This is a genomic window from Citrobacter sp. S55_ASV_140 (genome assembly GCF_018919505.1).
GTDB classification, from domain to species: domain Bacteria; phylum Pseudomonadota; class Gammaproteobacteria; order Enterobacterales; family Enterobacteriaceae; genus Citrobacter; species Citrobacter werkmanii.
The window spans coordinates 56,230-64,097 of sequence record NZ_JAHLQZ010000006.1 but is presented as its reverse complement, the minus strand read 5'-3'; the positions used below and the strand labels follow the sequence as shown (position 1 = coordinate 64,097).

General features: G+C 53.1%; 7 protein-coding genes. 1 reads left to right on the top strand and 6 read right to left on the bottom strand.

Annotated features, from left to right (window positions below; all coding sequences use genetic code 11):
- The 3 genes from ileS to KQJ18_RS24595 all read right to left on the bottom strand — a co-directional run.
- On the bottom strand, positions 1-2,768 hold a 2,768-nt coding region (ileS, locus tag KQJ18_RS02435; protein ID WP_216421343.1), incomplete at its 3' end, for an isoleucine--tRNA ligase.
- Positions 2,769-2,805: 37 nt separating this feature from the next.
- Positions 2,806-3,744, bottom strand: coding sequence for a bifunctional riboflavin kinase/FAD synthetase (gene ribF, locus KQJ18_RS02430; protein ID WP_038637072.1), 939 nt, complete (start codon positions 3,742-3,744; stop codon positions 2,806-2,808).
- A gap of 7 nt (positions 3,745-3,751) precedes the next feature.
- On the bottom strand, positions 3,752-3,967 hold the full coding sequence (locus tag KQJ18_RS24595; protein ID WP_071888087.1) for a DUF2575 family protein: 216 nt from the start codon (positions 3,965-3,967) through the stop codon (positions 3,752-3,754).
- A 105-nt stretch (positions 3,968-4,072) separates the two neighbouring features.
- Between KQJ18_RS24595 and rpsT the strand changes: the two genes are divergently transcribed.
- Positions 4,073-4,336: a 30S ribosomal protein S20 gene (rpsT, locus tag KQJ18_RS02425; RefSeq protein ID WP_038637070.1), complete on the top strand. Its 264-nt coding sequence runs from the start codon at positions 4,073-4,075 to the stop codon at positions 4,334-4,336.
- A 58-nt stretch (positions 4,337-4,394) separates the two neighbouring features.
- On the opposite strand, the gene nhaR is transcribed toward rpsT, so the two are convergent.
- The 3 genes from nhaR to dnaJ all read right to left on the bottom strand — a co-directional run bounded on the left by nhaR (position 4,395) and on the right by dnaJ (position 7,841).
- On the bottom strand, positions 4,395-5,294 hold the full coding sequence (gene nhaR, locus KQJ18_RS02420) for a transcriptional activator NhaR (protein WP_038637068.1): 900 nt from the start codon (positions 5,292-5,294) through the stop codon (positions 4,395-4,397).
- 38 nt (positions 5,295-5,332) lie between these two features.
- Positions 5,333-6,499 carry a Na+/H+ antiporter NhaA gene (gene nhaA / locus KQJ18_RS02415; RefSeq protein WP_038637066.1) on the bottom strand — a complete coding sequence of 389 codons (1,167 nt, stop codon included), beginning with the start codon at positions 6,497-6,499 and terminating at the stop codon, positions 5,333-5,335.
- 208 nt (positions 6,500-6,707) lie between these two features.
- Entirely contained in the window at positions 6,708-7,841 is a 1,134-nt protein-coding gene (gene dnaJ, locus KQJ18_RS02410) for a molecular chaperone DnaJ (protein WP_032940353.1), read from the bottom strand.
- Positions 7,842-7,868 lie beyond the last annotated feature (27 nt).

The following is a 7,868-nucleotide window of genomic DNA, read 5'->3' as shown; positions in this document are numbered from 1 at the left end:
CGTCCGCAGATATCTGCATGTTCCGCCACCTGTCCGACGTCGGTAGTGTAATGCCAGCAGCGCGGGCACTTCTCACCTTCGGCTTTGCTCAGTACGATTTTCAGACCTTTGAGCAATTCGCTCTGCTGAGCATCAGCTGGCGCCTCGGCAAACTCCGCAACGCTCGCACCAGAGGTCAGCAGCACAAAGCGCAACTCTTCGCCGAGCGCGGTCAATTTCGCCGCCAGTTCGGGTTCAGCGTACAGGGTGACTGCCGCTTCCAGAGAACCACCGACTTTCTTATCCGCACGCGCCTGCTCGATGACCTTGTTCACTTCGCCGCGTACTTTCAGCAGCTCGTCCCAGAAGGTATCGTTCATCGCTTCGGTTTCACCTAAGCCAAACAGGCCTTCGTACCATTCACCGGTAAAGACGTATTTTTCACGTTCGCCCGGCAGGTAACCCCAGATTTCATCCGCGGTGAAGGACATGATCGGCGCCATCCAGCGAACCAGCGCTTCTGCGATATGGAACAGCGCAGTCTGGCAGCTACGACGCGCCCGGCTTTCCGCTTTCGCGGTGTACTGGCGGTCTTTGATGATGTCGAGGTAGAACGAACCCATTTCGACGGAGCAGAAACGCATCAGGCGCTGCACTACTTCGTGGAAGTCATAGGCTTCGTAAGCTTTCAGGATCTCTTCCTGGGCCGCTTGCGCACAACCTACCGCCCACCTGTCCAGCACCACCATCTCTTCCGGTTTCACCATGTCTTTTACCGGATCGAACCCGTTCAGGTTCGCCAGCAGGAAGCGTGCGGTGTTACGGATACGACGATAGCTGTCGGCAGCACGTTTCAGAATTTCGTCAGAAACCGCCATTTCACCGGTGTAGTCGGTAGACGCCACCCACAGACGCAAAATATCCGCGCCGAGTTTGTTCATCACGTCCTGCGGAGAAACGGTGTTACCGATAGACTTGGACATCTTACGGCCCTGACCATCCACGGTGAAACCGTGAGTCAGTACCTGGCGATACGGCGCTTTGCCTTTCATCGCGGTGGAGATCATCAGAGATGACATGAACCAGCCACGGTGCTGGTCAGAGCCTTCCAGATACATATCCGCTGCGTGACCGGCAAATTCAGGACGCACGTCTACGACAGATGAGTGGGTGGAACCAGAGTCAAACCAAACGTCCAGCGTATCCGGGACTTTGACATACTGGTCAGCTTCGTCGCCGAGGATATCTTTCGGATCGAGATCCCACCACGCCTGGATGCCGTCAATTTCAACGCGTTTAGCCACTTCTTCCATCAGTTCGATAGCGCGCGGATGCAACTCTTCGGTGTCTTTGTGAACGAACAGAGACATCGGCACACCCCACGTACGCTGACGGGAGATACACCAGTCAGGACGGTTGGCAACCATGGATTCGATACGCGCCTGGCCCCAGTCAGGGATCCACTGCACGCCTTTGATCTCTTTCAGGGACTGCGCGCGCAGACCTTTCTGATCCATGCTCACGAACCACTGCGGGGTCGCCCGGAAGATGATCGGCGTTTTGTGGCGCCAGCAGCACGGATAGCTATGCTGCATCTTCTCGACGTGCAGCAACGCGCCTTTTTCGCTCAGCAGAGCGACAACAATATCGTTGGCTTTAAAGACGTTCACACCGTCCAGGGTCGGGTAGGTGCCCGCCAGATAAGCGCCGTCCGGACCCACCGGGTTCGCCACTTCCAGACCGTATTTTTGACCGATGACATAGTCGTCCGGGCCGTGGCCAGGCGCGGTATGTACCGCCCCGGTACCCGCATCCAACGTGACGTGATCGCCCAGAATCGCCGGTACGTCAAAACCCATAAACGGGTGGGTAAAGCGCAACAGTTCCAGCTCTGCGCCTTTAACGGTGCCCAGAATGGTGTAGTCAGCCGCACCAATGCGCTGCATGACGCTTTCAACCAGATCTTTCGCCAGAATCACGGCCTGGCCGTCGATCTGCACCAGCGCATAGTCAAAATCAGGCGCCAGGGAGATCGCGCGGTTCGCCGGCAATGTCCACGGGGTGGTGGTCCAGATAACCAGCGAGATCGGGCCGTTAACGTCAGAAACGGCAAATTTCGCTTTCACCGCGTCCTGATCGGCGGCGTGGAACGCCACGTCGATGGACGGGGAGGTTTTGTCATAATACTCAACTTCCGCTTCCGCCAGCGCGGAACGGCAGTCAACGCACCAGTGCACCGGCTTCGCACCCTTATGCAGGTGACCGTTGCCGATGATTTTACCCAGCGCGCGAATGATGTTGGCTTCGGTTTTGAAGTCCATGGTCAGGTACGGATGCGACCAGTCGCCCAGCACGCCAAGACGGATAAAGTCTTTACGCTGACCGTCAACCTGTGTAGCAGCGTATTCACGGCATTTAGCGCGGAACTCAGCGGCGGTGAACTTCTCGCCCGGTTTGCCATATTCCTGCTCTACTTTCAACTCGATCGGCAGACCGTGGCAGTCCCAGCCCGGAACGTAAGGCGAGTCATAGCCCGTGAGTCCTTTGGACTTCACGATAATGTCTTTCAGAATCTTGTTAACCGAGTGACCAATATGAATGCTGCCATTCGCATAAGGAGGGCCATCATGCAGAATGAAGGTTTTTTTGCCTTTTTTGGCCGCACGAATGATGCCGTACAGGTCATCATCAGTCCAACGCGCCAGCATTCCCGGTTCACGCTTGGCGAGATCGCCGCGCATCGGGAACCCTGTTTCCGGCAAATTCAGGGTTGATTTATAGTCACTCATCAGATTCTCGGTTCCGTATTTAAAACTCGTATAGGCATTAAGCCGGTTTTGTTAGCCCAAAAAAATCGCGGGCAGTCAACTCATCACGCGCAATCTGCGCTTTTAGTTCATCCAGCGAAGCAAATCGCTGCTCGCTGCGAATTTTTTTACGCAGCACTACATCTATATGGCGACCATAGAGGTCCATTACAACGTCCAGTAGATGCACTTCCAACTGCTGACGTACGCCGGCTACCGTCGGGCGGGTGCCGATGTTGGCAACACCGGGAAAAGGTTTGTCACCCAGCCCCATAACTTCAACCGCATAAACCCCTTTCACCGGAGAAACCTGGCGACGAAGCGGTAAGTTTGCCGTCGGAAAGCCAATGGTGCGTCCTAACTCGTCACCATGCACCACCCGTCCTGAGATGGTAAAAGGGTGCCCAAGCAGGCTTTCGGCCAACTGCAGGTTATCTTCAGCCAGCGCCTGACGTACCGCGGTGCTGCTGATACGAACACCGCCTTCACAGAAGGTTTGGGTACTGGTGATATCAAAACCATACTCAGCGCCCGCTTCCTGTAATAACAAGAAATCGCCCGCACGGCTAGCGCCAAAGCGGAAATCATCGCCCACAGCAAGAAATTGTACACCAAGGCGCTTAACCAGCAGATCGCTGATAAATGTCTGCGCCGTTAATGCCGCGAAGCGCCTGTCAAAACGCACGCACAATACGTAATCTACGCCACACTCCGCCAGATAACGCAGTTTTTCTCGCAGGCGAGTAAGGCGCGCAGGTGATTTGTCCGTTGCAAACAGCTCTAATGGCTGTGGCTCGAAAATCATCACCATCACCGGCAAATTGCGTTTGCGCCCTTCTTCCCGTAAGCCCTGCAGCAACGCACGGTGACCACGGTGCACGCCGTCGAAATTACCAATAGTCAGCACACACCCATGCGGGGCCTGGCTGAGATTATGTATGCCTCGTATCAGCTTCATGTCTGGCTCAAAACAGTGAAAATCGTGAAAGTATACCCTGTACCGCGGTCAAGGTTAACCGGCGATTGTTTCTCCGAAACAGAAAGAGGATGGTTTTCATTGTTATGAAACAAATTGCAGACCTTAACGGGCAATCCAATGCAATTTTTCTCGTGGAAAAGCTGTATTCACGCCACGCAAGCTGGTAGAATCCTGCGCCATCACTACGCAACGAGTGCTGCAATTTAAACGGCGCTTATTTGCACAAATCCATTGACAAAAGAAGGCTAAAAGGGCATATTCCTCGGCCTTTGAATTGTCCATATAGAACACATTTGGGAGTTGGACCTTGGCTAATATCAAATCAGCTAAGAAGCGCGCCGTTCAGTCTGAAAAGGCCCGCAAGCACAACGCTAGCCGTCGCTCTATGATGCGTACTTTCATCAAGAAAGTATACGCAGCTATCGAAGCTGGCGACAAAGCTACTGCACTGAAAGCATTTAACGAAATGCAACCACTCGTGGACCGTCAGGCTGCTAAAGGTCTGATCCACAAAAACAAAGCTGCACGTCATAAAGCAAACCTGACTGCACAGATCAACAAACTGGCTTAATCGCCTGCTTGTTGTCGCTTTGTGAAAAAACCCGCGCAAGCGGGTTTTTTTATGGCTGTCATTTGTTCATTGGCGTAAAGAGCGCCGAGTAGTCCGCATTACAAATACGCTGCACCGCCGGATGCTGGATCATCCTTTCCGCAAATATAGCGTGATATTCCTCCATCACATTCTCCACGCGCCCAATCTCCACAATTGAATCGTCGGCATAGAAGTTGTTCGAATAGAGCGTCGGGGCAACGAAAATAGCGTTATGCGTTGCACCAAAAGCTTTCATCAGCGCTGCGTCATCAAATTCGCCGAGGATTTCAACATTCAAGCCTTGTGAGTTAATCCAGTTCAACAGCTTACGACCGAGCATCGAACGACGTCCAGGGATCAGCAATCGGCGCTCTTCCAGACAGGCCGGAAACGGCTTCTCAGGCAAAGGCTGGGTGCACCAAAAACTTACGCCGCATTCGCCTATGCGCACCGAGAACAACCCTTCCTGTTGCGTAGAATCAATCGGACAGTCAGAGATAATCATATCCAGCTTATGCTGACTGAGTTGATCCAGCAGCATCTCGTGCGTTGATTCAAAACAGCGCAGATGGATTTGTTCATCTTCCACCACCGCGGCATTCAACACACGGCTGACCAGCTGTTTGGATAGCGCATCCGCCACGCCGACATCAAACAGCAAGTTAGACTCTTTGCGGTAGTTCACGATATCCAGCATTTCCTGGCTTAACGTGAACATTTTATCCGCATAACGAAAGACTAACTCGCCTAACTCGCTTGGCTCCAGCCCACGCCCCTTCCGCTTGAACAACTTTCCTTGTAAACGTTCTTCAAGCGCTTTGATCTGCCCGGTTATGGTCTGCGGTGTCAGATAAAGCGCTTCTGCTGCACCAACCACCGAACCTTCTTTATAGACATGCCAAAAGTAATACAGGTGGTTGTAATTTATATGAGACATACTCTCTCCCTGAAAATTGTCACGAAAGGGTTATCCTGTCAGGCGGATGCGTTTAACCGGGTGCGTAACCAGCAATAACCAATTACCGCCGACAGCAAGGAGCCAATCAGGATCCCCAGTTTCGCCCAGTTAATCAGCTCAGGATCGACATTACCAAACGCCAGGCTGGCGATGAAAATCGACATCGTAAAGCCAATACCGCACAGAATCCCGACCGCCATGATCTGCTGGAAATTCGTTCCTTCAGGTAATTGCGCCAGCTTTAAGCGTAACGCCAGCCAGCAAAACAGGCTGATACCCAGCGGTTTACCGATCAACAGACCTGCAATAATCCCCAGCGGTAATACGGAGGTCAGCCCATCAATGGTGACACCCTGCAGTGAAACACCCGCGTTAGCGAAGGCAAACAGCGGCAGGATCAGGTATGCCACCCACGGATGCAAAACATGCTCCAGACGCTTTGCCGGTGAACGTCCGTGTTTTTCCTTTAACGGAATGAAGAAACCGACGATCACGCCCGCCAGCGTCGCATGCACGCCGGACTTCAGGACTGCCGTCCACAGCACCACGCCCACCAGAATATAAATCCCGGTACGTCTCACGCCACACAGATTCAAGGCCGCCAGGACGAGAATGGCACACGCGGCAACGCCCAGCGACAGCAGCGAGAGATCGCTGGTGTAGAACAGCGCGATGATCACGATAGCGCCAAGATCATCGATAATCGCCAACGCCATGAGGAAGATTTTCAGCGCCAACGGAACACGACTGCCCAACAGTGCCAGCACGCCTAATGCAAAAGCGATATCCGTTGCAGCCGGGATCGCCCACCCTTCACGGGTAATAGGGTCAGCATAGTTGAATGCCAGATACAGCAGCGCCGGGACAATCATCCCCCCGATAGCGGCAATGATCGGAAATGCCGCCTGACGCAGACTGGCCAGCGAGCCTTGCATTAACTCGCGTTTTACCTCCAGACCAATCAACAAGAAGAACACCGCCATCAACGCGTCGTTGATCCACAGCAGCATATTTTTGTTGATCTCAAGCGCGCCAACCCGCAGTTGAACGGGCGTTTCCAGAAAGGCATGGTACCATCCACTGGTGACCCCGATATTTGCCATCAACATAGCGATGACGGCTGCGATGATCAGGATGATGCCCCCCGAGGCGTCACTACTAAAAAAACGATGCAGATGTTTCACTTTTATTCTCTCTATTGGGTGAATACTTCGTAAATACTATCTTACACCCTCAAAAAGCTCGTTAAAATTAGATTATTCATGATAGATAGATCGGTTTTTACGAACAAATAGACTGAAATTAAAAAAGATTTTCCGAACGGAAAACAGAAATAAAAAAGCCTGAAACTTTTCAGTCCCAGGCTTTTTATCAAATATTGAGTCGAGAGAATCAGCGCGTCAAATCGTCAAAGAACTTCTTCACGCCGTCGAAGAAGCTTTTGGAGCGCGGGCTGTTTTGCTCGCCGGTCGGGCCGCCAAAACTGTCCTGCAGGTCTTTCAGCAACTGCTTCTGCTTGTCGTTCAGACCCACTGGGGTTTCAACAACGACACGACACAGCAGATCGCCCTGAGCGCCACCGCGTACAGACTTGACGCCCTTTCCACGCATGCGGAACAATTTGCCGGTCTGCGTCTCGCCCGGAATCTTCAACTTCACGCGACCGTCCAGCGTCGGGACTTCAATCTCGCCGCCCAGCGCTGCCATCGCAAAGTTAATCGGTACTTCGCAATACAGGTTATTGCCTTCACGCTCAAAAATTGGGTGCTGTTTTACCTGCACCTGAACGTATAAATCGCCTGCTGGCGCGCCATGCTCACCGGCTTCACCTTCACCCGCTAAACGAATACGGTCGCCGGTATCAACGCCTGCCGGGATTTTAACGGACAGCGTTTTGCTTTTCTCAACGCGACCATGACCGTGACATTTGTTGCACGGATCTTTGATCAGCGTACCGCGACCCTGACAATGTGGACAGGTCTGCTGTACGGCAAAAAAGCCCTGGCGCATCTGCACCTGGCCGGAACCGTGACAGGTTGGACAGGTTTGCGGCTGAGTACCTGACTTCGCGCCGCTGCCATGGCAGACGTCACACTCTTCCAGCGTCGGAATACGGATCTCTTTGGTGACGCCACGCACGGCTTCTTCCAGAGTGAGATCCATGTTGTAACGTAAATCAGCACCACGTGAGGCGCGCTGACGACCACGACCGCCGCCAAAGATATCGCCAAACACGTCACCAAAGATATCGCTGAAGTCAGCCCCGCCGCCGAAACCGCCGCCGCCGCCCATGCCGCCTTGCTCAAACGCGGCATGACCGTACTGATCGTAAGCCGCGCGTTTTTGCGCATCGGTCAGGATCTCGTACGCTTCTTTGATCTCTTTAAACTTGGCTTCAGCCTCTTTATCACCCTGGTTGCGATCCGGGTGATATTTCATGGCCAGGCGCTTGTAGGCCTTTTTGATTTCACGCTCTTCCGCTGATTTGGAAACGCCTAAAATCTCGTAATAGTCTTGCTTTGCCATTGGTTTTTTTAAGCCCCTTAACATACA

What these genes read in the sequence shown, in the direction of transcription:
- ribF (WP_038637072.1), bottom strand. Translation starts at nt 3,744, where the DNA reads ATGAAGCTGATACGAGGCATACATAATCTCAGCCAGGCCCCGCATGGG.
- nhaR (WP_038637068.1), bottom strand. Translation starts at nt 5,294, where the DNA reads ATGTCTCATATAAATTACAACCACCTGTATTACTTTTGGCATGTCTAT.
- dnaJ (WP_032940353.1), bottom strand. Translation starts at nt 7,841, where the DNA reads ATGGCAAAGCAAGACTATTACGAGATTTTAGGCGTTTCCAAATCAGCG.